The 24,119-nt window shown below is 61.4% G+C and carries 22 protein-coding genes; 9 read left to right on the top strand and 13 right to left on the bottom strand.

Going from position 1 to position 24,119, the window contains the following annotated elements; translation table 11 throughout:
- Positions 1-148: 148 nt before the first annotated feature.
- The 3 genes from NKI95_RS22915 (at position 149) to rimO (ending at position 2,873) form a co-directional block, all read left to right on the top strand.
- Positions 149-556 carry a DUF930 domain-containing protein gene (locus tag NKI95_RS22915; RefSeq protein ID WP_352466186.1) on the top strand — a complete coding sequence of 136 codons (408 nt, stop codon included), beginning with the start codon at positions 149-151 and terminating at the stop codon, positions 554-556.
- Between the two features lie 192 nt (positions 557-748).
- On the top strand, positions 749-1,408 hold the full coding sequence (locus NKI95_RS22910) for a TerC family protein (RefSeq protein WP_292653611.1): 660 nt from the start codon (positions 749-751) through the stop codon (positions 1,406-1,408).
- 151 nt (positions 1,409-1,559) lie between these two features.
- Positions 1,560-2,873: a 30S ribosomal protein S12 methylthiotransferase RimO gene (rimO, locus tag NKI95_RS22905; RefSeq protein ID WP_352719482.1), complete on the top strand. Its 1,314-nt coding sequence runs from the start codon at positions 1,560-1,562 to the stop codon at positions 2,871-2,873.
- Positions 2,874-2,939: 66 nt separating this feature from the next.
- Here rimO and NKI95_RS22900 read toward each other — a convergent pair whose 3' ends face one another.
- The 8 genes from NKI95_RS22900 to NKI95_RS22865 form a co-directional block, all read right to left on the bottom strand.
- Positions 2,940-4,007 carry a BMP family ABC transporter substrate-binding protein gene (locus NKI95_RS22900; RefSeq protein ID WP_352719481.1) on the bottom strand — a complete coding sequence of 356 codons (1,068 nt, stop codon included), beginning with the start codon at positions 4,005-4,007 and terminating at the stop codon, positions 2,940-2,942.
- A gap of 47 nt (positions 4,008-4,054) precedes the next feature.
- Positions 4,055-4,975 carry an ABC transporter permease gene (locus NKI95_RS22895; protein WP_352719479.1) on the bottom strand — a complete coding sequence of 307 codons (921 nt, stop codon included), beginning with the start codon at positions 4,973-4,975 and terminating at the stop codon, positions 4,055-4,057.
- Positions 4,975-6,087 (bottom strand): ABC transporter permease, encoded by a 1,113-nt coding sequence (locus NKI95_RS22890; protein WP_352719478.1) that lies wholly within the window; start codon positions 6,085-6,087, stop codon positions 4,975-4,977. The genes NKI95_RS22895 and NKI95_RS22890 overlap by 1 nt, the downstream gene beginning before the upstream one ends.
- Positions 6,084-7,676 (bottom strand): ABC transporter ATP-binding protein, encoded by a 1,593-nt coding sequence (locus NKI95_RS22885; RefSeq protein ID WP_502909228.1) that lies wholly within the window; start codon positions 7,674-7,676, stop codon positions 6,084-6,086. Before NKI95_RS22885 ends, NKI95_RS22890 begins: the two co-directional genes overlap by 4 nt.
- 152 nt (positions 7,677-7,828) lie before the next feature.
- Positions 7,829-8,806: a quinone oxidoreductase family protein gene (locus tag NKI95_RS22880; RefSeq protein WP_352719476.1), complete on the bottom strand. Its 978-nt coding sequence runs from the start codon at positions 8,804-8,806 to the stop codon at positions 7,829-7,831.
- Between the two features lie 18 nt (positions 8,807-8,824).
- Positions 8,825-9,640, bottom strand: coding sequence for a phosphatidylcholine synthase (gene pcsA / locus NKI95_RS22875; protein ID WP_352719475.1), 816 nt, complete (start codon positions 9,638-9,640; stop codon positions 8,825-8,827).
- Positions 9,637-10,251, bottom strand: coding sequence for a DUF1326 domain-containing protein (locus tag NKI95_RS22870; protein WP_352719474.1), 615 nt, complete (start codon positions 10,249-10,251; stop codon positions 9,637-9,639). Before NKI95_RS22870 ends, pcsA begins: the two co-directional genes overlap by 4 nt.
- Before the next feature lie 13 nt (positions 10,252-10,264).
- The gene (locus tag NKI95_RS22865; RefSeq protein ID WP_352719473.1) at positions 10,265-11,161 is read right to left on the bottom strand and encodes a DUF2182 domain-containing protein; all 897 of its coding nucleotides are present in this window, start codon (positions 11,159-11,161) and stop codon (positions 10,265-10,267) included.
- Between the two features lie 103 nt (positions 11,162-11,264).
- On the opposite strand from NKI95_RS22865, the gene NKI95_RS22860 reads away from it, so the two are divergent.
- Both NKI95_RS22860 and hspQ read left to right on the top strand, forming a co-directional pair.
- Positions 11,265-12,473 (top strand): UbiH/UbiF family hydroxylase, encoded by a 1,209-nt coding sequence (locus tag NKI95_RS22860; RefSeq protein ID WP_352719472.1) that lies wholly within the window; start codon positions 11,265-11,267, stop codon positions 12,471-12,473.
- Between the two features lie 222 nt (positions 12,474-12,695).
- Complete coding sequence (gene hspQ / locus NKI95_RS22855; RefSeq protein ID WP_023675043.1) at positions 12,696-13,019, top strand: heat shock protein HspQ; 324 nt, start codon at positions 12,696-12,698, stop codon at positions 13,017-13,019.
- A 122-nt stretch (positions 13,020-13,141) separates the two neighbouring features.
- Here the strand turns inward: hspQ and NKI95_RS22850 are convergent, their stop codons facing one another.
- The gene (locus tag NKI95_RS22850) at positions 13,142-13,771 is read right to left on the bottom strand and encodes an invasion associated locus B family protein (RefSeq protein ID WP_352719471.1); all 630 of its coding nucleotides are present in this window, start codon (positions 13,769-13,771) and stop codon (positions 13,142-13,144) included.
- A 230-nt stretch (positions 13,772-14,001) separates the two neighbouring features.
- Between NKI95_RS22850 and NKI95_RS22845 the strand changes: the two genes are divergently transcribed.
- Positions 14,002-15,822 carry an extracellular solute-binding protein gene (locus NKI95_RS22845; RefSeq protein WP_352719470.1) on the top strand — a complete coding sequence of 607 codons (1,821 nt, stop codon included), beginning with the start codon at positions 14,002-14,004 and terminating at the stop codon, positions 15,820-15,822.
- Positions 15,823-15,845: 23 nt separating this feature from the next.
- Positions 15,846-16,523 carry a DsbA family oxidoreductase gene (locus NKI95_RS22840; protein ID WP_352719469.1) on the top strand — a complete coding sequence of 226 codons (678 nt, stop codon included), beginning with the start codon at positions 15,846-15,848 and terminating at the stop codon, positions 16,521-16,523.
- Positions 16,524-16,529: 6 nt separating this feature from the next.
- On the opposite strand, the gene NKI95_RS22835 is transcribed toward NKI95_RS22840, so the two are convergent.
- A complete protein-coding gene (locus tag NKI95_RS22835) occupies positions 16,530-16,964 on the bottom strand; it encodes a hypothetical protein (protein ID WP_352719468.1) in 435 nt (144 codons plus the stop codon).
- 639 nt (positions 16,965-17,603) lie between these two features.
- Here NKI95_RS22835 and NKI95_RS22830 point away from each other — a divergent pair.
- Together NKI95_RS22830 and mgtE are read left to right on the top strand one after the other, a co-directional pair.
- On the top strand, positions 17,604-19,493 hold the full coding sequence (locus NKI95_RS22830; protein WP_352719467.1) for an ABC transporter ATP-binding protein/permease: 1,890 nt from the start codon (positions 17,604-17,606) through the stop codon (positions 19,491-19,493).
- A 264-nt stretch (positions 19,494-19,757) separates the two neighbouring features.
- Complete coding sequence (gene mgtE, locus NKI95_RS22825; RefSeq protein ID WP_352719466.1) at positions 19,758-21,128, top strand: magnesium transporter; 1,371 nt, start codon at positions 19,758-19,760, stop codon at positions 21,126-21,128.
- 57 nt (positions 21,129-21,185) lie between these two features.
- On the opposite strand, the gene gor is transcribed toward mgtE, so the two are convergent.
- The 3 genes from gor to rpiA form a co-directional block, all read right to left on the bottom strand.
- Positions 21,186-22,574 carry a glutathione-disulfide reductase gene (gene gor, locus NKI95_RS22820; RefSeq protein WP_352719465.1) on the bottom strand — a complete coding sequence of 463 codons (1,389 nt, stop codon included), beginning with the start codon at positions 22,572-22,574 and terminating at the stop codon, positions 21,186-21,188.
- Between the two features lie 118 nt (positions 22,575-22,692).
- Entirely contained in the window at positions 22,693-23,271 is a 579-nt protein-coding gene (locus NKI95_RS22815) for a DUF2059 domain-containing protein (RefSeq protein WP_352448901.1), read from the bottom strand.
- Complete coding sequence (gene rpiA, locus NKI95_RS22810) at positions 23,258-23,989, bottom strand: ribose-5-phosphate isomerase RpiA (RefSeq protein WP_352719464.1); 732 nt, start codon at positions 23,987-23,989, stop codon at positions 23,258-23,260. Before rpiA ends, NKI95_RS22815 begins: the two co-directional genes overlap by 14 nt.
- Positions 23,990-24,119: the final 130 nt, after the last annotated feature.

Genomic DNA, 24,119 nt, shown 5'->3' with positions numbered 1-24,119 from the left:
GCCATCATTCGGAGTGGCGGTGCTCAACGACCGAACACTTCTTTCACGGTATCAACAACCTGCCGCAAAGCGAAAACTGTCACCCGCCGCGCCAAGCACGGACAGACCGGCGGCTGGCGCTTCGTCGGGTTGATTTCTCCGCCCGAATATGATGCTTCTCCCGCCTATGAATAAACTATTTTCTGCGGTTCTCGCATGGATGATACTGGCTTGGCCGGCCAGCGCGATGGACAGCGCATTGCGCGCCGGCCTGCTGAAACTCGATCCGCAAACCCGGCTGGAGCAGCGATGCGACGCCGAAATTCTCGACCGGATTACCCGCGACGACCACAAATACAAAGCCGATCGTGTCGTCGCCTACGCTTTTGCGACGCCCGAAATGGGCGCCGATGCGATCAAGAGCCCGGGTGCTGCGTTTCGTAGCAAAGGACAATGGTACCGGCTGAAATTCAAATGCGAGACAGCGCCGGACCATATGGAAGTCCTGCAGCTCCGCTACCGGATCGGTGATGAAATTCCGGAAAGCGACTGGCCCAAATACAATCTCTATAACTAGGCATTCGCGACCCGTGGCCGCATTTTGCCGGTGTTTCGGGCCGATCGTCGCAAACTCTGTATATTGCCGCAATAACGGGCGGTTTGCCGACCTTGTTCCAACCAGTCCCTTGACGCCCGGGAACCATACACGTTAGGGCCCTCCAGGCATTCGACGCGAACGGTCGGCCAACCAGCAAGGGACTTCCAGTCGATGGAAATTTTCACTGCCGCGGGCTTCTCTGCCCTGCTCCAGGTCATCGCCATCGATCTCGTGCTTGCAGGCGATAACGCCATCGTCATCGGCCTGGCCGCGGCGGGCTTGCCGGTCGAGCAGCGCAAGAGAGCGATTCTCATCGGCGTGGTGGCGGCGACGGTGCTGCGTATCGGTTTTGCCGCGATCACCGTCACCCTGCTGCAGATTGTCGGCCTGCTGCTGGCCGGCGGTATCTTGCTGCTGTGGGTGTGCTGGAAGATGTATCGCGAGCTGCGCACGTCCGATGCCGACGAGGTGGAGGCGACCGAAGCGTTGTCCAATTCCGATATCAACAGCGATGATATGGTGGCCGGCAAGGCGCGCAAGAAGACCTTGGGTCAGGCAGCATTGCAGATCGTCATCGCCGACGTGTCGATGTCGCTCGACAACGTGCTGGCGGTCGCCGGCGCAGCGCGCGATCACTTCCAGGTGCTGGTGATAGGCCTCGTCCTGTCGATCGCGCTGATGGGCCTTGCCGCGAGCTTCATCGCCAAGCTCCTGCACCGCCATCGCTGGATCGCCTATATCGGCCTTTTGATCATCTTCTATGTCGCACTCGACATGATCTACCGGGGCGCGGTGGAGGTCTTGCCGCATGTCAGCAGTGCGGTGAGCTGACGCGTCGACTCGAATTCGCATCGGCCGGCCTTTCAGCTTCGGCGAGCCTTCGGCGACACTGGCGGTTGCGTTTCGCCGCAGCCGCTGCCCATACCAATGCCCCGACAAGTGTGATACTGCGCCGCCAATCCTGAAAATCCGGAAAGCTTTGATGTCCGCCCCTCGCGTTAGTTTCGTCAGTCTTGGATGCCCGAAAGCCCTTGTGGATTCGGAGCGCATCATCACGCGCCTGCGCGCCGAAGGCTACGAGATCGCCCGCAAGCACGACGGTGCCGACCTGGTCGTCGTCAACACCTGTGGCTTCCTCGATTCGGCCCGCGACGAATCGCTCAACGCTATCGGCTCGGCACTTTCGGAGAATGGAAAAGTCATCGTCACCGGCTGCCTCGGCGCCGAGCCGGACGTCATCCGTGAAAGACATCCCAACGTCCTCGCCATCACCGGCCCGCAAGCTTATGAGAGCGTGATGGCGGCGGTGCATGAGGCAGCACCGCCGAGCCACGATCCCTACATCGACCTTTTGCCGCCGCAGGGCGTCAAGCTCACGCCGCGCCACTATGCGTATCTCAAGATTTCGGAAGGTTGCAACAACCGCTGCACCTTCTGCATCATACCGGCGCTGCGTGGCGACCTCGTATCGCGGCCGGCCGCCGACGTGTTGCGCGAAGCCGAGAAGCTGGCCAAGGCGGGGGTCAAGGAGATCCTCGTCATCTCGCAGGATACCAGCGCCTACGGCATCGACATCAAATACCAGGCCAGCATGTTCGGCGATCGCGAAGTGCGGGCGAAATTCCTCGATCTATCGGAAGAACTGGGCAAGCTCGGTGTCTGGGTGCGCATGCACTATGTCTATCCCTACCCGCATGTCGCAGACGTCATCCCACTGATGGCCGAAGGCAAGATCCTTCCCTATCTCGACATTCCGTTCCAGCACGCCTCGCCGCAGGTGCTGAAGAACATGCGCCGGCCCGCTCATGGCGAAAAGACGCTCGAGCGCATTCGCGGCTGGCGCGAAGTCTGCCCGGACCTTGCCATCCGCTCCACCTTCATCGTCGGCTTCCCCGGCGAGACGGATGACGATTTCGAGATGCTGCTCGACTGGCTGGACGAGGCCAGGATCGACCGCGCCGGCTGTTTCAAATACGAGCCGGTCAGAGGCGCCCTCTCCAACGGGCTCGGCCTCGAGCAAGTGCCGCAGGAGATCAAGGAAGCCCGCTGGCATCGCTTCATGCAGCGCCAGCAGAAGATTTCGGCAACGCAGCTCACCAAGAAAATCGGCAAGCGCCTGCCGGTCCTGATCGACGAGGCGCATGGCAATTCGGCCAAGGGCCGGACCAAATACGACGCGCCCGAAATCGACGGTTCGGTCCATATCCAGTCGCGGCGGCCACTGCGCGCCGGCGACATCGTCACGGTCAAGATCGACCGCGCCGACGCTTACGACCTCTACGGCTCGGCGGTCTGATATCATTCAGTCCAAAATAAAAGGGCGCCGCGTAGGCGCCCTTTGGTTCGATTTGTTTTCGCCTGCTTACTGCGGCAGCTTGTCGTCAACGCCCTTCACGTAGAAATTCATGCCGAGCAGCGTGCCGTCGTCCGCGACCTCGCCTTCCTTCAGCCACGGTGTGCCGTCCTGCTTGGCGATCGGCCCGGTGAAGGGGTTCCAGCCGTCGGCGATCTTCTTGGTGGTGGCCTCGGCCATCGCCTTCACGTCGTCGGGCATGTTGGTGAACGGCGCCAGCTTGACGGCGCCGTCCTTGATGCCGAGCCAGACATTGTCGGGCTTCCAGGTGCCGTCGAGCGCCGCCTGGACCCGGCTAATGTAGTACGGTCCCCACTCGTCGGTCAGCGAGGTCAGCTGCGCGTGCGGCGCGAACTTGATCATGTCGGAGGACTGGCCGAAGCCGTGCAGCTTGCGCTCCTCAGCCACCTGCAAGGCAGCGGTCGAGTCGGTGTGCTGGACGATGATATCGGCGCCCTGGTCGAACAATGCTTTGGCAGCGTCGGCCTCCTTGCCGGGATCGAACCAGGAGTTCACCCACACGATCTTCGCCTTGAAGTTCGGGTTGATCGACTGTGCGCCGAGCATAAAGGAATTTATGCCCATCACCACTTCCGGGATCGGGAAGGAAACGATGTAGCCGGCGACGCCCGACTTCGATTGCTTGGCGGCGATCTGGCCAAGCACGTAGCGGCCTTCATAGAAACGCGCATTGTAGATGCCGAGATTTTCGGCCGTCTTGTAACCGGTGGCGTGCTCGAACATCACCTTGGGAAATTTCTTGGCGATCTTCACTTCCGGGTCCATGAAGCCGAAGGACGTGCCGAAAATGATCTTGCATCCCTCGCGCGCCAGGCGCTCGAAGGCGCGATCGGCATCGGGGCCTTCGGAGACGTTTTCGAGATAGGCGGTCTCGACCTTGTCGCCGAGTGCCTTTTCCACCTCGAGGCGGCCTTGGTCGTGCTGGTAGGAGTAGCCGAAATCGCCGATCGGGCCGGTGTAGACCCAGCAGGCCTTCAGCTTGTCCGCCGCCTGGGCTGAGGCCGCCAATGACAATGCGGCCGTCGTCGCCATCAGGGCAATAAGCAGTTTTTTCATTGTGTTACCTCTCTGAGTTAAGCCTTGGAGCTTCCGTCTTTTTGTTGTCAACGATCCGGAACGAATGGCTGGCCCAAGGATGCCGGCGTGTTCATCATCGTCAAACGCTTGTTGCGCGAGATTAGAACGAGAACCACGATGGTTGCCAGATAGGGCAGCGAAGAAAGCAGTTGCGAGGGGACCGGAATGCCGAATGCCTGTGCATGAAGCTGGCCGATCCAGACCGCGCCGAAAATATAGGCGCCGGCCAGCACCCGCCACGGCCGCCAGGAAGCGAAGACGACCAGAGCCAGCGCGATCCAGCCGCGGCCGGCGGTCATGTTCTCCACCCATTGCGGTGTGTAGACCAGCGACAGGTGGCCGCCGGCAAGGCCGGCACAAGCGCCGCCGAAAATCACTGAGAGATAGCGGTAGCGGATGACGTGGATGCCAAGCGCATGGGCGGATGCATGGCTGTCGCCGATCGAGCGCAGCGTGAGCCCGGTGCGGGTCTTGAACAGGAACCACATCACGGCGGCGGTCAGCGCGATCGAGATGTAGAAGATTGGATCCTGGCCGAACAGCAGCCTGCCAATGACCGGGATTGCGGTCAGGCCGGGAATATCGAGGTTTGGCAGCCTTTCGCCGGGCTGGCCGACAAAATTCGTCCCCATCATGCCGGAAAGACCGAGGCCGAGCAGTGTCAGCGACAGGCCGGTTGCCACCTGGTTGGTGGCCAGCGACAGCGTCATGACGGCGAACAGCAGCGAGAACACTGCCCCCATGGCAATTGCCGCCAACAGCCCTATCCACGGCGAGCCGGTGAGATAGCCGGCGCCGAAGCCGCCAACCGCACCCATGATCATCATTCCTTCGACGCCGAGATTGAGCACACCGGAACGTTCGACCACCAGTTCGCCGATCGCCGCGATCAGCAGCGGCGTCGCCGCCGTCGCGATGGTCAAAAGGATGTTGACGGTGATGTCCATCAGCGAGCTTCCTCCAGCTTCGGGACTGTCTCGAGTTTCGGCGCAGCAAAGCCGATCAGGCGGATGCGATAGTGAATGAGCGTGTCGCAGCCGAGCACGAAGAACAACAGCATGCCCTGGAACACGCGCGCCACCTTGTCGGAGATGCCGAGCGCGCTTTGCACCGCCTCGCCGCCGAGATAGGTCAGCGCCAGCACAAGGCCGGCGGCAACGATGCCGAGCGGATTGAGCCGGCCGAGGAATCCGACGATGATGGCGGTAAATCCGTAGCCGGGCGAGATCACCGGCTGCAACTGCCCGATGGCGCCCGAGACCTCCGAAATCCCGGCAAGTCCGGCCAGTGCGCCCGACAGCAGGAAGGCAAAGAAGACCATGCGGTTAAGGCCAAACCCGGCGAAGCGCCCTGCCCTCGGACTTGAGCCGAGCACGCGGACCTCGAAGCCTTTCAGCATACGGCTCATCAGGATCCAGATCAGTATCGCCGCGACCAGCGCGAAGACAAATCCCCAGTTTGCCCGGCCGGATTCCGGGAGGAGTTCCGGCAGTATGGCCGAGTCGTTGAACTGGATGGTTTGCGGGAAACCGTGGCCCTGCGGATCGCGCCACGGCCCGCGTACCAGCCAATCGAGGAAGAGCTGGGCGACATAGACCAGCATCAGGCTGGTCAGGATCTCGTTGGTGTTGAAGCGCGTCTTCAGCAGTGCCGGGATTGCAGCATAGGCGGCCCCACCGACCATGCCGAAAAGAAGCATCAGCGGCAGCACCAATGGGCCTTCGAACTGCGGAAACAGCACGGGGGAGATCGAGCCGACAATGCCGCCCAGGATGAACTGGCCTTCGGCGCCGATGTTCCAGATGTTGGCCTTGTAGCAGACCGACAGTCCGACCGCGATCAGGATCAGAGGGGCGGCCTTGATAGCCAGCTCATGCAGCTGCCAGACCTGGCTGATCGGTTCGATGAAGTAGATACGGAACGCGGTCAACGGGTTGACACCGAGCAGCGCGAACATGATGGCACCGGCAATGATCGTCAAAACGAAAGCGATGAAAGGCGAGAGTGCCGAAAACAGCATCGAGCGCTGCGGGCGTTTTACAAGTTCGAGGCGCATCAAGCCGTCTCCAGCGTATGTTCGGCATGCCCAGGTTCGGCGCCGCCCATCAGCAGCCCGATCTTCTCGAATGTCGCTTCAGCTATCGGCAGCGGCTTCGACAATTCGCCATTGTGCATGACCGTGATCGCATCGGAAATCTCGAACAGTTCGTCGAGGTCCTGGCTGATCACCAGCACCGCCGAGCCGCTGCGTGCCAGTTCGATCAGTGCCTGGCGGATGTGGGCCGCCGCACCCGCGTCGACGCCCCAGGTCGGCTGATTGACCACCATGACGCTTGGCCGGCGGTCGAGTTCGCGGCCGACGATGAATTTCTGCAGATTGCCGCCCGAAAGAGCCGCAGCCTCCGGATCCGGCGCGCTCTTGCGCACGTCCATCGCCTTTATGATGCGCTGGGCAGCGGTATAGATCGCATCGCCCTTGACCATTCCACCGGCGCCGACAAACATCTTGCCATCGGTGGCGTGGCGCGACAGAAGCAGGTTCTCCGAAAGCTTCATGCGCGGTGCTGCGCCATGGCCGAGCCGCTCTTCCGGGACGAAGGCAGCGCCCATCAGGCGCCTGCCGGTGATGGTGAGGCCGCCGGCATCCTTACCACGGATGCGGACCGAGCCGGCATCCTGCTGCAGCACCTCGCCGGAAACGGACTCGAAGAATTCGCCCTGGCCGTTGCCGGCGACACCGGCAATGCCGATCACCTCGCCAGCGCGGACCTCGAGATTGATGTTCCTGAGCGGGATCGAGAACGGGGTCGCCGGCTTGCGGGTGAGTTCGCGGATTTGAAGCAGCGCCGGCGCGGTCTCGATACCCTCGGCCGGCGCCCGCACCACGGCCTGCACCTCGTTGCCGACCATCATCCGCGCCAACGAAGACGCGGTTTCCTGGCGCGGATTGCAATGGCCGACCACCTTGCCGTGACGCAGCACGGTGGCGCGGTCGCAGATGCGTTTGACCTCTTCCAGCCGGTGCGAAATGTAGAGGATAGACTTTCCTTCCGAACGCAGCCGTTCGAGCGTCTCGAACAGCTTATCGGCCTCCTGCGGCGTCAGCACCGAAGTTGGCTCGTCGAGAATGATGAGTTGCGGCGTCTGCAGCAGGCAGCGGATGATTTCGATACGCTGGCGCTCGCCGACCGACAGATCACCGACCAGCGATAGTGGATCGAGAGGCAGGCCGTAACTGTAGGAGAGCGCCCTCGCCTTGGCCGCGATCGTGCTGATCGGCGAGCCGTCATCCAGCGACAGCGCGATATTCTCCGCCGCCGTCAGCGCTTCGAACAGCGAAAAATGCTGGAAAACCATGCCGATGCCGAGCTTTTTTGCAGCGCCGGGGCTGGTGATCCTGACCGCCTGGCCATTCCAGAAAATCTCGCCGGAATTAGGTTCCAGCGATCCAAACAGCATTTTCACCAGCGTCGACTTGCCGGCGCCGTTCTCGCCAAGCAACGCATGGATCTCGCCCTTGGCGATGTTGAGATCGACATGGTCGCACGCCGTCAGCGTGCCGAATATCTTTGTGAGGCCGCGAACCTCCAGCAGGTTTGCGCCGTCCTGATCTGCACTCACGGTGCCTCCATCTGGTTTGCCAGACATGTTCTGTGTTCCCGCAAACATCGTATGCGCGGCCTGCTCTCTACGGTAAGCGCCTCACGACTTGAAAGAGCTTCAAGAATTTCAGCGGAAACTCAAGCGGTAAAGAGCAGTTCGCAAGAACGGCGGCGTCGGCGGGCCGAAACTGCGGGCGCTCAAGGGATAAGTATCGTTGTCCCGGTGGTCCTGCGCCCTTCAAGATCGGAATGTGCCTTGCCGGCATCGCTGAGCGCGTAACGCTGGTTGATCTTGATCTTGACGGCGCCGCTGAGCACCACATCGAACAATGCGGCGGCGGAAGCCTCGAGGTCGTCGCGCTTGGCATTGTAGACGAACAGCGTTGGCCGCGTTGCGAACAGCGAGCCCTTCTGCGCCAGCAACGAGATGCTGAAGGGCGGGATCGGCCCAGACGATTGACCGAAGCTGACGAAAGTGCCGAGCGGCCGCAGGCAATCGAGCGAGGCTGGAAATGTGTCGTTGCCGACCGAATCATAGACAACGTCGCATTTCTTGCCACCGGTGATAGCGGCAACGCCGGCGATGAAATCCTGTTCGCGATAGTTGATCACGTGATCGAAGCCATGCGCCTTGGCGAGCTCGATCTTGTCGGTTGAACTCGCGGTGCCGATCACCGTCGCGCCGAGATGCTTGGCCCATTGGCCGAGGATCAGGCCGACACCGCCTGCCGCCGCGTGGAACAGGATCGTATCGCCAGCCTTCACTTTGAAGGTACGGCGCAACAGATACTCGGCGGTCATCCCCTTCAGCATCATCGCCGCGGCCTGTTCGTCGCTGATGCCGTCGGGCACCTTCACCACGCGGTCGGCGGCGATCACGCGCTGCCCGGCATAGGCACCGGTGGTCACCGCATAGGCGACCCGATCCCCGGGCTTCAGCCAGTCGACATCTGTGCCGACCTCCAAAACCACGCCGGCCGCCTCGCCGCCGGGAATCAGCGGAAATCCGCCCTGCGGCGGATAAAGGCCCGAGCGATAATAGACGTCGATGAAATTGAGACCGATCGCGGTGTGCTTGACCAGGATCTGTCCCGAGCCCGGCTGCCCGGGATCGGCATCCTCATAGGTCAGGACCTCCGGGCCGCCATGGGCATGGATGCGGATCGCTTTGGACATTTTCAGTCTCTCTTGGGATCAGGCTTTCTTGTCCGGCTTGGCGCCGAGATTTGGAAAGAACTGCATGATAGCGCCGATGCAAGCGAGGTAAAGCCCGGTGACCGTAATCCCGATTTTGATGAAATCGCTGACCTGCTCGCCCAGCACGCCGATCTGGTCGTAGAAGGAAGCAAGTGCGGCCTGCGCCAGCGCCAGCGCGCCGAAAGCGCACCAAAGAAGCGTCATGCCGAGATTGATTGGCCGCAGCCGCTTCACCCGCACCGGATGGATGAAATTGATCGGCACGAAGGTGAGAATGCCGGCCACCACGACCATGGCGAAGGAAACCCATTGTCCTGGTTCGATGACGAACAGCGTGAACACCACCATGTTCCAGACGACCGGAAAGCCTTTGAAGAAATTCTCCTTCGTCTTCATGCCGGTATCGGCATAGTAGATTGCGCTCGACACCACGATTATCGCCGCCGACAGGAACGACAGGCGCTCGCCCATGAAGCCGCGCTGATAGAGCGCGAAGGCCGGAATCAACACGTAGGTCACGTAGTCGATGATGTTGTCGAGCAGTTCGCCCGACCATGTCGGCAGGATTTCCTTGACGTCGAGCTTCCTGGCGATCGGCCCGTCGATGCCGTCGACGAAAAGCGCCAGGCCCAGCCACCAGAACATCGCCGTCCAGCGCTGCTCGCTTGCTGCCACTAGCGACAGAAACGCCAGGAATGAGCCCGACGCGGTCAAGAGATGGACCGAGAACGCCCGCGCCTGCGGCCATGTGACTTTCTTCTTCGGCCGCGGAATCCGGTCGGCGATTTTCCTGGCCGTCGTCTTCTTGCTCACGGGCCCCGCCAGTCCAGCTTGCAGATTTCGGCCGAACGGCCGGCAAAGTTCCAGTTGCGGCCAAAGGCCCGCATTTTGCTCTTGTCGGATTTGGCGACGATGATTTCCGGCGCAATCCAGTATTCCGAATTGCTGATGACCGTATCCTTGTCGCGATCCTTGCCGGTGATTGGCGTCACCGCGCCATCGATGATCTTCGGTATCTGCAAGATGCGCGTTTTCTCACGCGTCTCGTAGGTGATCGGCACCTGCTCGGCGCCGAGGAACTTTCCGACCAGGATGGAGAGCAGCGATGTGGTTCCGCCAGCCTTGCCGGTGAAGATCTTGGTCAGTGCCTTCACAGCGTAGACCGAGGCGCGCTTGTCGATGAACAGACCGGCCGTCCAGTTGCCGCGACTCATATAACCGGGGATTTCCATGATCAGCCCAAGATTGAGACCGGACAGGTCGACCTCGCCGAAATGGCCGGCATCGATGCGGAACCCCGCCCAGGTCTGGCAATAGCCCTCGGTCGGCGGATGACTGCCGAGCGACAGAACGCAAGGGCAAAAAACCGTGCAATTGCAGGAGAGGACGAGCTCTCCCTTCATTGCCCAGTTTTGATCTGTCATCGAATTCTCCCCCTCATGGCGAGACTACTAGTAGCGCGGCTGCCCAGACAAGCAGTATCGCACCGGCCAACCGCGTCGGCAGATTGCCTGCCGTCTGTTTTTCGACCACGCTGAACAGGCCGATCAGCGCCATCCAGAATACGTTCATCACACCGACGGCAAACATTACCAGCATCAGCGCCCAGCAGCATCCAAGGCACCACAGGCCCTGCTCCATGCCGAGCCGGAAAATGCGAATGGACCTGGCGCTCCAGTTGGCGAACAGGACCGAGACCGGATTTCGGCACTTCTCCAAACAGGCTTCCTTCAACCAGCTGAACTGATAGAGACCAGCGATCGACAGCGCGGCTGCTCCGGCAATTCCAACCAGCGGATCGAGCATCTGCCCGGATGACGCGAATGCATCGACTGCGAGCGTCAGGGCCGCGAACATTGCCGAGGCGGCAAGCCAGACGCTCAAATATCCAGCGACCAGGATCAGCGGATGGACGACCGGCTCCCTCTTGATCCGGGCGGTATCTGCGATCTCGCAATAGGTGCGGATCATCGGCGCCGCGGAGGGCAGCATGGTCGCGATGGCCATCAACAACCACATCGCGGTGAGTGCCCCGCCTTGCGCGCCTACGCTTGCGCGAAGCGGCGCCGGCGCAAGGCAGAGGGCGAAGAAACGCGCAAGGAAATCCGGCAGCGGCAGTTGCGGCAGGTATCTCAGCATCGTGTCGCCGGGTGCATTGGTGCCCGGGAGCCGGCTTACGGCACCACGAACTGCCATTGCGCCGAGAAGGAGCCAGGCAAGGGCGATGCCCATGCCGGCAACAACGCTCACGGTCAGTCGAGGGCTGCGCGCAACGCTCGCCATCGCGCGGCCGGTACCGTCGAGGTGGCTGAAATCGTCTTGTTGGCCGGTCATGGCAACCGAATGGGCCGAATCGCCGCGTTGATCAAGCCGCATCACCTGACCTATATGGACCAGCAGGTCGGACAGGCCTCACCTCGCAATCCGGAAGCCGAATTTGGACCATCGGGAAACAGCACGGATACTGGTCGCCGGCAGCGGCCCTGCGGGGCTGATCGCGGCGCTTGGCTTTGCCGAGGCGGGCTTTCCCGTGACGCTCGTCGGACCCGAGGCAGCCGGCCCCGATGGCCGGACGACAGCCTTGATGAACCCTGCCCTGAAGATGTTCGAACGGCTCGGGATCTTCGACGGAACCAGGCAGCACGCAGCGCCGCTCAAGGTGATGCGCATCGTTGACGCAACCAACCGGCTGATCCGCAGCCCGACAGTGACCTTTCGCGCCAGCGAGATCAACGAAGAGCAATTCGGGCTGAACTTGCCCAACAGCGTTCTCAACCGCACGCTAGCCGAGGCTGTCGCGCATTCGGGCATCGAATGGCGAAAGTCGATGGTGGAGGCATGGCGCCTCGATGCCGACCATGCCCATGCCGTTCTCGCCGACGGCAGCGAGGTTGAGGCGTCGTTGGCGGTTGCCGCCGATGGCCGTCAGTCGCCGGCCCGCGAGGCAGCCGGCATCCGGACCTCGGTCCGATCCTATCCGCAGGCGGCGCTGGTGCTCAATTTCGGTCACCGCAGCGACCATGCCTTCACCTCGACCGAATTCCACACCGAGACCGGTCCGTTCACACAGGTTCCCCTGCCCGGCAACCGGTCCAGCCTTGTCTGGGTGCTCGAGCCCGATATCGCCAGGGACCTTGCAGCACTCGACGACGCCGAGCTTTCGACGCGGGTCGAACAGCGGATGCAATCGATGCTGGGCCGCGTGTCGGTTGAGCCCGGCCGGCAGGTCTACCCCCTTTCAGCGGTGAGCCCGTGGCGGTTTGCGCAGCGCCGCGTAGCCCTTGTCGGCGAAGCCGCCCATGTGTTTCCCCCAATCGGCGCGCAAGGCCTTAATCTCGGCATCCGGGACATCGACGACCTGATCGGTACCGCAAGCAGAAACCGCTCGGACCCGGGCGCCGTCCAGGCGCTTGCAGCCTATGATTTCAAGCGGCGGCCGGACATTCTGGCGCGCAGCAGCGCGGTCAACCTGCTGAACATGTCGTTGCTTTCCGACATGCTGCCGGCTCAGCTGGTGCGCAGCGCTGGCCTGGGCGCGCTTGAGGGGTTTGCGCCGTTGCGGGCGTTTTTCATGCGCGAGGGTCTTCGACCCGGCAGCGGTTTTGCGGCGTTTTTTGGCGGATTGCGAAAAGCGGCTGCGCGATAGCGATCTTGGGCACCGCCCTTTATCCGCATCTTGCGATGCTCAACCCGGCATCAAGGGGATCGGGATTGAATTGACGCGGCGTCTGCGCCAAATAATGACGATGTCGACCGTAAGTTCTGGGCCAATCTTTGCCGGATTGGTGCGTAGGAGTCTAAAGTCCTGGAGCGTTTTCTTGCGTGTTTCGGGATGGGTGGCGTTCAAGAAGTTCAAGTGGTGAGTGCGATGAAGACAGCCAAATTCTCGATCGGACAGGTAGTTCGCCACCGGCTGTTTCCGTTCCGCGGCGTCATTTTCGACGTCGATCCGCAATTCGCCAATACCGACGAATGGTACGAGGCGATCCCCGCTGACGTGCGGCCGCGCAAGGACCAGCCTTTCTATCATCTGCTCGCCGAGAATTCGGAGACGGAATACATCGCCTATGTGTCCGAGCAGAATTTACTCGAGGACCGGTCGGGCGAACCGGTCCGGCATCCGCAGATAGGTGAGATGTTCGATAAGAAGCCAGACGGGCGCTACGAGCCGAAGCACCAATTGAGACATTGACTTAGCCGGGATCTGGCTGGGCTGGGACAGGCTTGAGACATCGCTGGACCCGACAAACGGCCGGTCCAAACGAAAAAAGCGGGGCATGAACCCCGCTTTTTTATTCGTCCGAAACCCGTCGATCAGTTGGCGGTCTTCGCCTTTTCCTGCTCTTCCTTGAGCTTCTTGGCAAAGTCCTGATTGTTCTTGGCGACGAACTCCTGGAGCTTTTTCTGCCGGTCCTCGATGTCCGACTGCTGCAGCGGCGGGCCGTCGAAGGCGCCGCTGAAGCCGGTGAGCGCAATCTTGATCGGGTTCGGCTGGTTCTGGAAATTGACTGAAGTGAGCGTCAGCGCCGATCCCTTCTTGAAGGATGCGACGAGCTGATCGGTCAGCGGCACTTCCGCCACGCAGCGATCCGGGAAACAGATCACATAATCGAGCTTCTGCGCCTTGCCGCCGTCGATTTGGAGGCCGATGCCGGGAGGAACCAGACGGCCGGTCGGAACCGTCACCTGGAACACCTTGCGGTTCACCTTGCCCTTCAATTCGATCAGGCTGACGCCGGTGATGAGCTGGCCGTTGCCGGCGGTGGTGATGTTCTGGACATTGCAGATGTCGACGTCTTCCTGCTTGGTGCAGGCCTTGAACCAGCCTTGCGGAATCTGCTGTTGCTGCTGCGCGGAAGCAGCGGGAATCCCGGCGCCCAGAATGCCGACCACGCCAGCGGCCATGACCGACAGGCGGTACGCGTTGCTGTTCAGGCTCGTCATGTCGTGCATTCCTCTCAAATGATCCCGGAACCGGCTTTTTCGCGCCGTGTGGTCCAGCTACCTGTTGCCGAAATGAGGCAACAGAATGACTTCGGACGGCGTGTTACACTGCAAGCGATGGCGAATCCAGCCCGGGCCTCGCGAATCTTGGCCGAGGGATTGGGTCAAGGGGTTGGCCGGTGCACGACCGGCTCATGTATGCTGCGCATCGAATCGGGAAGGAGACGGTCATGGGCCGCGTTGTCGTTTGGCTGATCGCCGCAATCTTGTTTGTCGGCCTTTCCCTGCAGCCGGCCCTGTCGGAACCGAAGCACGCGCTTGCCATGCAGGGCGAACCGGCCCTGCCGGCCGACTATGATCATTTCAACTACGTCAATCCCGACGCGCCGAAAGGCGGCAGCATTACTTACTGCGTCGTCGGCAGCTTCGACAATCTCAATCCGTTCATACTGAGAAGCCTGCGCACCACCGCGCGTGGCATGATGGATCAAGCCTTTGGCAATCTTGTTTTCGAGCCGTTGATGCAGCGCAACTACGACGAGGCCTTCAGTCTCTACGGCCTGCTCGCCGATACCGCCGACATGGATCCCGAGCGCAAGAGCATCGAATTCCACCTCGATCCCAGGGCCAAATGGTCGGACGGCGAGCCAGTGACGCCGGAAGACGTGTTGTTCACCTATGACGTCTTCACCGAGAAGGGCCGACCACCTTACAGCCAGCGAATGAAAGCGATTGCCAAGCTCGAAAAGACCGGCGACCGCAGTGTGCGCTTCACCTTCAACGATAAGGCGGACCGCGAATTTCCCCTGATCATTGCGCTGACGCCGATCATCCCGAAACACGGCTTCAACAAGGACACCTTCGACAGGACGACGCTGAAGCCGGTGATCGGCAGCGGGCCTTACACAGTGGCGCAAGTCGTGCCGGGCCAGCGCATCGTGTTCAAGCGCAATCCGGCCTATTGGGGCAAGGACGTGCCGTCCAAGCGCGGCTTCGACAATTACGACCAGATCACCATCGAATATTTCCTCAACGCCAACGCCAAGCAGGAAGCGTTCAAGAAAGGCATCTGCGCCATCGACGAGGACAGCGACCCGGTCAAACGCGAGCGCGATCTCGACTTTCCGGCCTTCCACAGGGGCGAGGTCATCGCCGAAACTTTCGACACCGGCATTCCGCCGGTGGTCAACGGTTTCCTGTTCAACACGCGGCTGCCGAAATTTTCCAATCCGGTCGTGCGGCGCGCGCTCGGCATGCTCTACGATTTCGAATGGGCCAACAAGAATCTGTTCGGCGGCAAATACACGCGCACGATGAGCTTTTGGCAGAATTCCGAACTGTCCGCGCTCGGCCACCCGGCTAGCGAACAGGAAAAGGCCCTGCTGGCCCCCTATCCCGGCCGCGTGCCTGCAGATGTCATGGACGGCACCTACAGGCCGCCCGTCACCGACGGCTCCGGCCAGGACCGCAAGGTGCTGAAGGCGGCATTCGAGCTGCTGAAGAGCGCAGGCTATACGGTGCAGGACGGCGCGATGCTCGATCCCGAGGGAAAGCCATTCGGCTTCGAGATCCTGACCGCCTCGCAGGACGAAGAGCGACTTGCCGCTATCTATCAGCGCACGCTTGAGAAGCTCGGCATCGATGTCGGCATCCGCAGCCTCGACGGTGATCAGATCCAGTCGCGCAAGCAGCGTTTCGATTTCGAGGTGCTGGTCGGCTCGACCGGTTTCAACAACTCACTGTCGCCCGGTATCGAGCAAACCGGGCGCTGGGGATCCGCGGCCGCCAAGGCCGAAGGATCGTTCAACCTCGCCGGCGTCGCAGATCCGGCGGTGGATGCGGCGATCGAGGCGATGCTGAGAGCCCGTTCGAAGGAGGACTATGTCGCCGCCGTCCGCGTTCTCGACCGGCTGTTGATCTCAGGCAATTACATGGTGCCGACGCAGCACAACAACCGGCAATGGCTCGCTTATTGGAACTATCTGGAACATCCGCAAAAGACGCCCATATACGGTTATCAGTTGCCGACCTGGTGGCGCAAACCGAAGTGACCTCTTCAGAACAGGAGATCAAGATGAACGACGAGAACTCGATTACCGTCGATGTGGTCTCCGACGTGGTGTGCCCCTGGTGCTTTATCGGCCAGAAACGGCTCGACAAGGCGATTGCCGCCGTCGACATCGACGTTCACATACGCTGGCGGCCCTTCCAGCTCGACCCGACGATTCCGCCCGAAGGCAAGAACCGCCGCGACTACATGGTGGCGAAATTCGGCAGCGAGCAACGCATCCGCGAAATCCATGCCCGGATCGAGCCGTTGGGCGAGGCTGAAGGGATTTCCTTCGCCTTCGACGCCATCAAGGTCGCGCCCAATACGCTGGATGCGCACCGTCTCATTCGCTGGGCCGGGACGGCCGGCGAGGCGGTTCAGAACCGGCTGGTGCGCCGGCTGTTCCAGCTGAATTTCGAGGAAGGCGCCAATCTCGGCGATCATGCCGTGCTGATCGAAGCGGCCCGCGAGGCCGGCATGGATGCCTCCGTGGTCGAAACGCTTCTGCCGACCGACGCGGATGTCGAGGCGGTGCGCGCCGAAATCGCCACCGCTTCGCGCATGGGCATATCGGGCGTGCCGTGCTTTCTGCTTGAAGGCAAATATGCGGTGATGGGCGCCCAGGACGCCGATACGCTTGCCGATGCACTCCGCCAGGTCGCCGCGGCCAAGGCACGCGGCGAACTGGAAACGGCCAACTGAGCCGGACTATTGCACCGTCACCTTGGCCTTGCTGACGAAAAAGCCATGGCCATGCTTGCCGGTGCAGGTCAATCCCTTGGTGGATGACTGGCAGAAAAACGGCCCCTTGCTCCAGCTATTGCCGTAAGCCAGCTTGGTGACGTCGCCGCAGCAGCCTTGCTCGCCCGGATTCTTGATCAGCGTCGCCGGGCCTTTCGGGCCGAGGATGATGGTGACGTAGCTGGGCTCGACGCGCGAACAGCTCAGTTCCGGTCCGGCATCCTGCGGCTCGTAGGTGCTGGTGCCGCCCTTCGGCGTGTAGATGCAGCCAATATTGCCGGACGGCGTGTTGAACTCGATCTGTCCCTCGGCGTTTGCGGGAACGGTCTGGCTGCCGGCATATGTTTGCGGCAGCCAGGCGAACGTTGCGAGCATCGCCACAAACAATGTCCGTGCAAGCATGAAGAACTTCCCCCCGGTTCAAACCTGGATGCGTCCGGCAGGTTCGATCCGAAGCGCATCTTTGTCAAACGCAGTTTGCGCGCGCTCTAAAAAAGTACGGTCTGATCGATGTTGGTCTGCATCCTGACTGTAACGGCAAAGTCAGTGCTTGGCCGATTACGGGGTCCTGACAAGGCGGCTTCAACCACGAATCATACGGTCACGTTCTGGCCGCCGACGAGGTCGGACCTGACCGTAAAGGCGGACTGAAGATCGGTTCAGGCTGTGAAGATCGACCGCTGGGCGGCGCTTCTATGTTCACAAAGCTGTGTGAAGACCTTCCCTAGGGGAAGGTCTCTACTTGCTCCGGCGCAGGCAAGTAACTACTTGAAATGGCGTTGGTATTCCACCCCTCGAAACGTAACAGCCTAACGCCGCGATCATTCATTCTGTTGCTCCACTGCAACGGCCCGCGAGCTAAGCCACCTGCGGCCGGAGAAAAGCTAATGGAAAATGATCAATTGGTGTTACTGTCCGTAACAAAAGAAAAATCGTTTGGGCGGGATAGTGATTCGGGTCGATAGACCAACGCGACATTCAATATCGGAAAAATGGCTCCGCGGTGCCGCAAGGCAGTCGCCCCTGACGCCCGTATCGTCGATGCGCAGCTTCTGGGGGCTGATGCGGGCCTACTGGTTCTCGGACCGTTGGAAGGAAGCCTGGACGCTGACGCTGGTGATCGCGCTGGTCACCGCGCTGTCCAGCAAGGCCGACGTCTGGTTTACTGTGGCCTTGGCAGAGCTGCAGACTTCGATCGCTTTTTTCCACGATGCCGCGAATACCACGCCACTTAAGACAATACTGACCAACGCCGGTTTGCTCGTGCTGCTGGTCGTGCTCAAGGACGTGGGTATTGCTGGCATTCGCAACCTTGTTTCCAAGACATTGCATCGCAAATGGCGTGGCTGGGTGGACAGCCGCTTCAACGAGGCGCTGCTCGACACCAACCATACGCATTTCCATGCCCAGCATGGTTCTTCCGGCCACGCAGCTCCCGACAACATCGACCAGCGCGTGCAGGAATCCATCAAGGCCATGACCGGCGGGGCCATCGGGCTTGCTATGGGTGTGCTAAGCGTCTTCACATCGTTCTACTTTCTCGGCGGCGAATTGCTGAAAAACTCTGTCGAGGTGAAGGGGCTGGAGTTTCTCGGCAGCTACGGCAGCGCCGTCCTTGCTCTCCTGGCAATCGCTGTCTATGTGCCGTTCAACACCTGGATCGCGGTGAAACTCGGCCGAATGCTGGAGTGGCTAAACGTCAGAATGCAGCAGGCCGAAGGCAATTACCGCAGCGAGTTGATCACGTTCCTGCGCCGCAGTTTTCATGTCGCCGCATCGCAAGGCGAGAATGTGCAGAAGACTGTGCACAGCCAGCGTTATGTCGACATTGACCGTACCTGGGCCAGACTGAACATCGTCAATACCGGCTACGCCTCGTTCGAGCTGATCTATAATTTCATCGGCGCCCGCATTGTCGCTTACGGGCCTGGGCTAGTACCCTTCATCCACAACGGTCTCGACCTCAAGGGTTATTTAACGGCCTCCGAGCAGGTCAATAAGCTGATCAGCAACTGTTCGTGGTTCATCCATGTGATGCCGGAGATCGCCACCTTGCGCGCCAACAGCCAGCGCGTCGTCGAATTGGCGCAGGCGATCGAAAACGTCCAGCATCCGCAGGAATTCTACAGCCTGACCGGCCGGTCCGACTTCCGCTACGATCGTCAGAACCCGGTCTTCGGCCTGACCATCCAGAAGCTCGAACTGGCGCATCAGGGCGAGGACGCAACGCCCTTCCTGAGTGCCGCGAATTTGCGCTTCCGGCGTGGCGAATGGACGTTCCTCAAGGGCGAATCCGGTTGCGGCAAGACCTCGCTGATCAAGGCGATCAACGGCCTGTGGCCTTACGGGCGCGGTACGATTGTCTTCCCGGAAGGGGTCAGGAGTTTCTACGCCGCCCAGGAGGTGAAGCTGCAGCAGGTTTCACTGAAGCAACTGGTCTGCCTGCCCGGTTCGGAGCACGATTTCGCCGACGCGCAGGTCGCATCCGCCCTGCACAAGGCCGGCCTCGGCGATTTCATCGAGCATTTGGCCGATGAGAGACGTGAAGGAAAGATCTGGGATCAGGTTCTCTCGGGTGGGCAGAAACAGAAGCTGGTTGTCGCCCGCATCGTGCTGCAGCAGCCGGGATTGCTGTTCCTCGATGAAGCCACTGGCGCGCTCGACCCCGATGGACGGATCGCCTTCCACCAGGCGATCAAGGACAATTGCCCTGATGCAACTGTGATCTCGATCATGCATGAGGCGACGCCGCCGAGATCGCTCGCGGGCACCGAATTCTACCACAGCGTGGTTGCGATCGCCGACGGCGTCGCCACCAAGAAGCCGCTGGTTCCGAGCTTGCCAGTCGAGCTCACCACCATCCTCACGCAGCCGACGCGGCCGGCCGAGGACAAGTGGCTGCGCTTTCCCCGCCGGCTGAAGCAGAGATAGCCGCGACGCCACTGTCGTTGCCGGCCAGCCTGCCACCTAGCCCGATCACAGTCTCGCGATCCAATCGGTCTGCCGCCGTTTTAACCCGCTCTCGCGATTGACTCGGCAAGGCGCGCTCCTAAGTTGCGCCGGCTCGCAGAGATCCCTACCCGAACCCGCGAGCAGAAAGGTCACCGCGCCATGCCTGGCGACAGTCACAGTCGAACGCAACCGCCGTCCGCTTGACGTGACCTGACCGGCTCACGTCCTGCCGGACGGCAAGGAGTGAGACATGAACGAGTTTTCCCCCTGGCGGGCGGCGATGCCATCGCCATCGCCCGCGTGCTTGCAAACGAACACATCGCTGACATCGTCGAGGCCTTGAACCAGGAGCCCCGCGAGACGGCATCGGAGCTGCTTTGCGAAGTGCCGTTCGAGCGGCTGGTCGAGATCTTCGACCAGCCGAAGCTCAACGGCGCATCCGAACTGGTCGAGGCGCTGCCCCGCATCAAGGCAGGCAGACTGCTTGCCGCCATGTCGGTCGACCGCGCCGCCGACATACTGCGCGATCTGAACGAGCCGGCTCGTTCCGAACTGCTTGGTGGCCTAGCGCCACCGCTGCGCGCGACGCTGCTTGCCATTCTCGGCTATCCCGAGGGCAGCGCCGCCTCGCTCATGACGACCGAATATGTCAGCGTGCCGCCGGACTGGAGCGTGGCCCGCACGCTGGATTATATCCGCAAGGTGGAGCGGACGCGCGAAACCGTCTACGCGATCTACATCGTCGATCCACAAACGCATGTCCTGTTGCGCTCGACCAGCCTGCGTCGACTGATCGCTGGCGAGCCCGACGAGCTGATCATGGCAATAGCGCCGGATCGTGCGCCTATCACCGTTTCACCGCTGACCGATAGTGAAAAGGTTGCTCAATTGATCTCGAAATATGATCTGCTCGCCGTTCCGGTCGTGGACAACGGCAAGCTCCTCGGCATCGTCACCATCGACGACATCATCGACACGATGATCTCGGAAACGACCGAGGACGTGCATCGTTTCGGCGGCATGGAGGCTCTCGACGAGCCCTATATGAAGATGGGCTTTCTGGCGATGATCCAGAAACGCGCCGGCTGGCTGTGCGCGCTGTTTATCAGCGAGATGCTGACCGCCAACGCGATGCAGAGCTACGAGGGCGAGCTGGAAAAGGCGATCGTGCTGACCCTGTTCATTCCATTGATCATGAGCTCCGGCGGCAATTCCGGCTCGCAGGCGACCTCGCTCGTCATCCGGGCGCTGGCGCTGCGCGAAATCGGCCTCGGCGACTGGTGGCGGGTGGCATTGCGCGAGCTGCCCACCGGCCTGGTGCTTGGCTCGATCCTTGGCGTGGTCGGCGTCTGCCGCATCGCGCTCTGGCAGTATCTCGGCTTCTACGACTACGGCCCCCATTGGCCGCTGATCGCAATGACGATCGGCGCCACGCTGGTTGGCATCGTCACCTTCGGCTCGTTGTCTGGATCGATGTTGCCGTTCGCCCTGAAGCGGATCGGCTTCGATCCGGCCAGCGCATCGGCTCCGTTCGTCGCCACACTGGTCGACGTCACCGGGCTGGTGATTTATTTTTCTGTGGCGCTGGTGATCCTGCGCGGGACGTTGCTGTAAAAAGACTCACGCCCTTCCATCGCGGCAATCTCGTTGCCGCGATGAGTTATTGTCGCGTCAGACGCGCTCACCATCCCTCACCCGGTAAGTCGGCTTGTACATGGTGACGAGTTCTTCCGCCGCGGTCGGATGCACCGCCATGGTACGATCGAAATCATCCTTGGTCAGCCCCGCCTTCAGCGGTATGCCGAGGAGCTGTGCCATTTCGCCGGCATCCGGCCCGAGGATGTGGGCGCCGAGGACTCTTTTCGAGGCGCCGTCGACGACCAGCTTCATCAGCATCTTTTCGTCGCGGCCGGAAAGCGTGTGCCGCATCGGCCGGAAGGTGGCGCGGTAGATTTCAAGATCCGAGAAGCGTTTTGCCGCCTCATCCTCCGACAGGCCGACCGTGCCGATCTCGGGCTGCGAAAAGACTGCGGTCGCGATCGTGTCATGGTCGGGCGCCGTCGGCTTGTCCTTGAAGGCGGTCTCGACGAAGCACATCGCCTCGTGGATTGCCACCGGCGTCAATTGCACGCGGTGGGTGACGTCACCGATCGCCCAGATGTTGTCGATGTTGGTGCGGGAGTATTCGTCGACGTGGATTGCCCCGGTCTTGGTCATCTCGATGCCGACGCCCTCCAGGCCCATGTTCTCGGTATTGGGAATGCGGCCGATGGCGAGCATGACCTGGTCGACCGTCAGCACCGTGCCGCCGGTGACAAGCGCGTCGAGTCGGCCGTCAGGCCGCTTCCTGACCCACTCGGACACGGCGTGGCAGAGGATTTTTATCCCCTTCTTTTCCATCGTTTCGTGCAGCATACGTCTGAGGTCCATGTCGAAACGGCTGAGGATCTCCTTGCCGCGGTAGACCAGCGTCGTGTCGACGCCAAGGCCGTGAAAGATATTGGCGAATTCGACGGCGATATAGCCGCCGCCCTCGATCATGATTGCCTTCGGCAACTCCTTTAGATCGAAGGCCTCGTTGGAAAAGATGCAGTGCTCATGGCCGGGCAATGCCGGATGCGGCGCCGGGCGCCCGCCGGTAGCGATCAGGATCTGGTCGGCGCTAACGCTGCGATCCTCACCGAGAAGATGCACCACATGCGGATCGACCAGGGTGGCGCGCGAGTGAAAGACCTCGCCGCCGGCGCCCTGCACGTTCTTCTTGTAGATGGCCTCCAGCCGGCTGATCTCGCGATCCTTGTTGGCGACCAGCGTCTGCCAGTCGAAACGCGCCTCAGGCACCGTCCAGCCATACCCGGCGGCGTCGGCGAAATGCTCGGGGAATTGCGAAGCGTAGACATAGAGTTTCTTCGGCACGCAGCCGCGGATGACGCAGGTGCCGCCGTAGCGGAATTCCTCGGCGATACCGACCCGCTTGCCGAGTGCGGCCGCGACGCGCGCCGCCCTCACCCCACCGGAGCCGCCGCCGATGACGAAAAGATCGTAGTCGTAACCGGCCATGGCTGAACTCCTTGCCCCTCAAACTCCGAGACAGGTAGGCTGCCGACTATCAAAAGAAAAGCCCGGACTTGCCGGGCTTTCTGGTCCAGTGGCGGTCAGGCCGCTCGGAAGTCCGCAATCAATTCGGTGTGGCGTCCGCGGGAGCTGCGCCATCGGCCGGAGCGGTACCGTCGGCAGGTGCAGCCGGCGCCTTGGCATTCGCCGCAGCACCCAGGGTCTCGCCGACCTGCTGGGCGAGATCGCGAGCCAGGCCGTTCTGCCAGATCTCGGCAGCCTTCACCAGTTCGCGCGTCACGATCGGGCCGTTGTCGAGCAGCTTCTTGCCGGAATCGGAATTGTAGAAGGCGGCAATTTCATTGAGTTCCTTTTCCGAGAACACCTTTGCATAGGCTAGCGCCGCTTCCTTTTCCAGGTCGGCGCGGCGCGATGCCAAGGCCATCGCCTTCTCGTTGATCGTCTTGGCGATCAGTTCCTGCATGTCCGGGTTCTTCTGGATCAGCTGCTGCTCCAGTGCCGCGGCCGCTTGCGGCAGGATGCTGTCGAACGTATCCGTCGCATGGATCGCCGCGACGGCGGCGCGCGCCGCCTTCAAATGCGCATCGGTGACGTCCTGCGAAAACGCAGGCGACGAAAACGCGAAAACGGCCGAGGCCGCCAGAATGGCAAAAAAGCGGCCAACCCGGTTATGCAACATCATGATCGGTAAAACTCCCTGATTTTCGGGCGGCATGGACGGTTTGGATGCCGTCGCCGCCGGCTATGATGGCCGTTGATGCCAGCCCGATGAAAAGACCATGCTCGACCACGCCCGGAATGGCGTGGAGAGCATTCGAAAGCGCTCTTGTATCCGGAATGCGGCCAAAAGATGCATCGAGGATAAAATGGCCGCCGTCTGTAACAAATGGCTGGCTCCCCGTCATCCTCAATGTAACGGGGCCGGAAAGGCCAAGGTTTGCAGCCGCCGCGCCGACCGCAATTTCGGTGGCGCGCAGGCCAAACCGGTTGACTTCGATGGGCAGCGGAAAACGGCCGATCATCTCGACCATCTTGGAGCTGTCGGCGATGACGATCATGCGGGCGGAGGCCGCCGCGACGATCTTTTCGCGCAGTAGCGCGCCGCCGCCGCCCTTGACCAACGTCAGCGCCGGATCGATCTCGTCGGCGCCGTCGATGGTGAGGTCGAGCTCGGGCGTTTCCTCGAAGGTCGACAGAGGCACACCAAGCTCGTTGCAAAGGACGGCGGTGCGCTCCGAGGTCGGCACGCCGATGACCGTCAGGCCAGTGGCGACCTTGTCGGCGAGCAGCCGCACGAACTCGTCCGCTGTCGTGCCGGTGCCGATACCGAGCCGCATGCCATCCGTGACATGGGCAAGCGCTGCCCGCGCGGCCTCAACCTTCAATTGCCTCGCATCCATGCCGGGTCCCAAGATTTGTTTTGGCGCTCGTAGCATTTTTGCCGGGCTGGTCAAAGGACCTTGCCCGCGGTGGATAAGCCGGCTTGCCTGAACGGGCCGCAGCGGCTATCGCCTGCCGGCAATCAAATCG

This window comes from Mesorhizobium sp. M0306 (assembly GCF_040321655.1).
Lineage (GTDB): Bacteria > Pseudomonadota > Alphaproteobacteria > Rhizobiales > Rhizobiaceae > Mesorhizobium.
The sequence above is the reverse complement of the archived record's forward strand: the minus strand, read 5'-3'. Positions and strand labels throughout refer to the sequence as shown.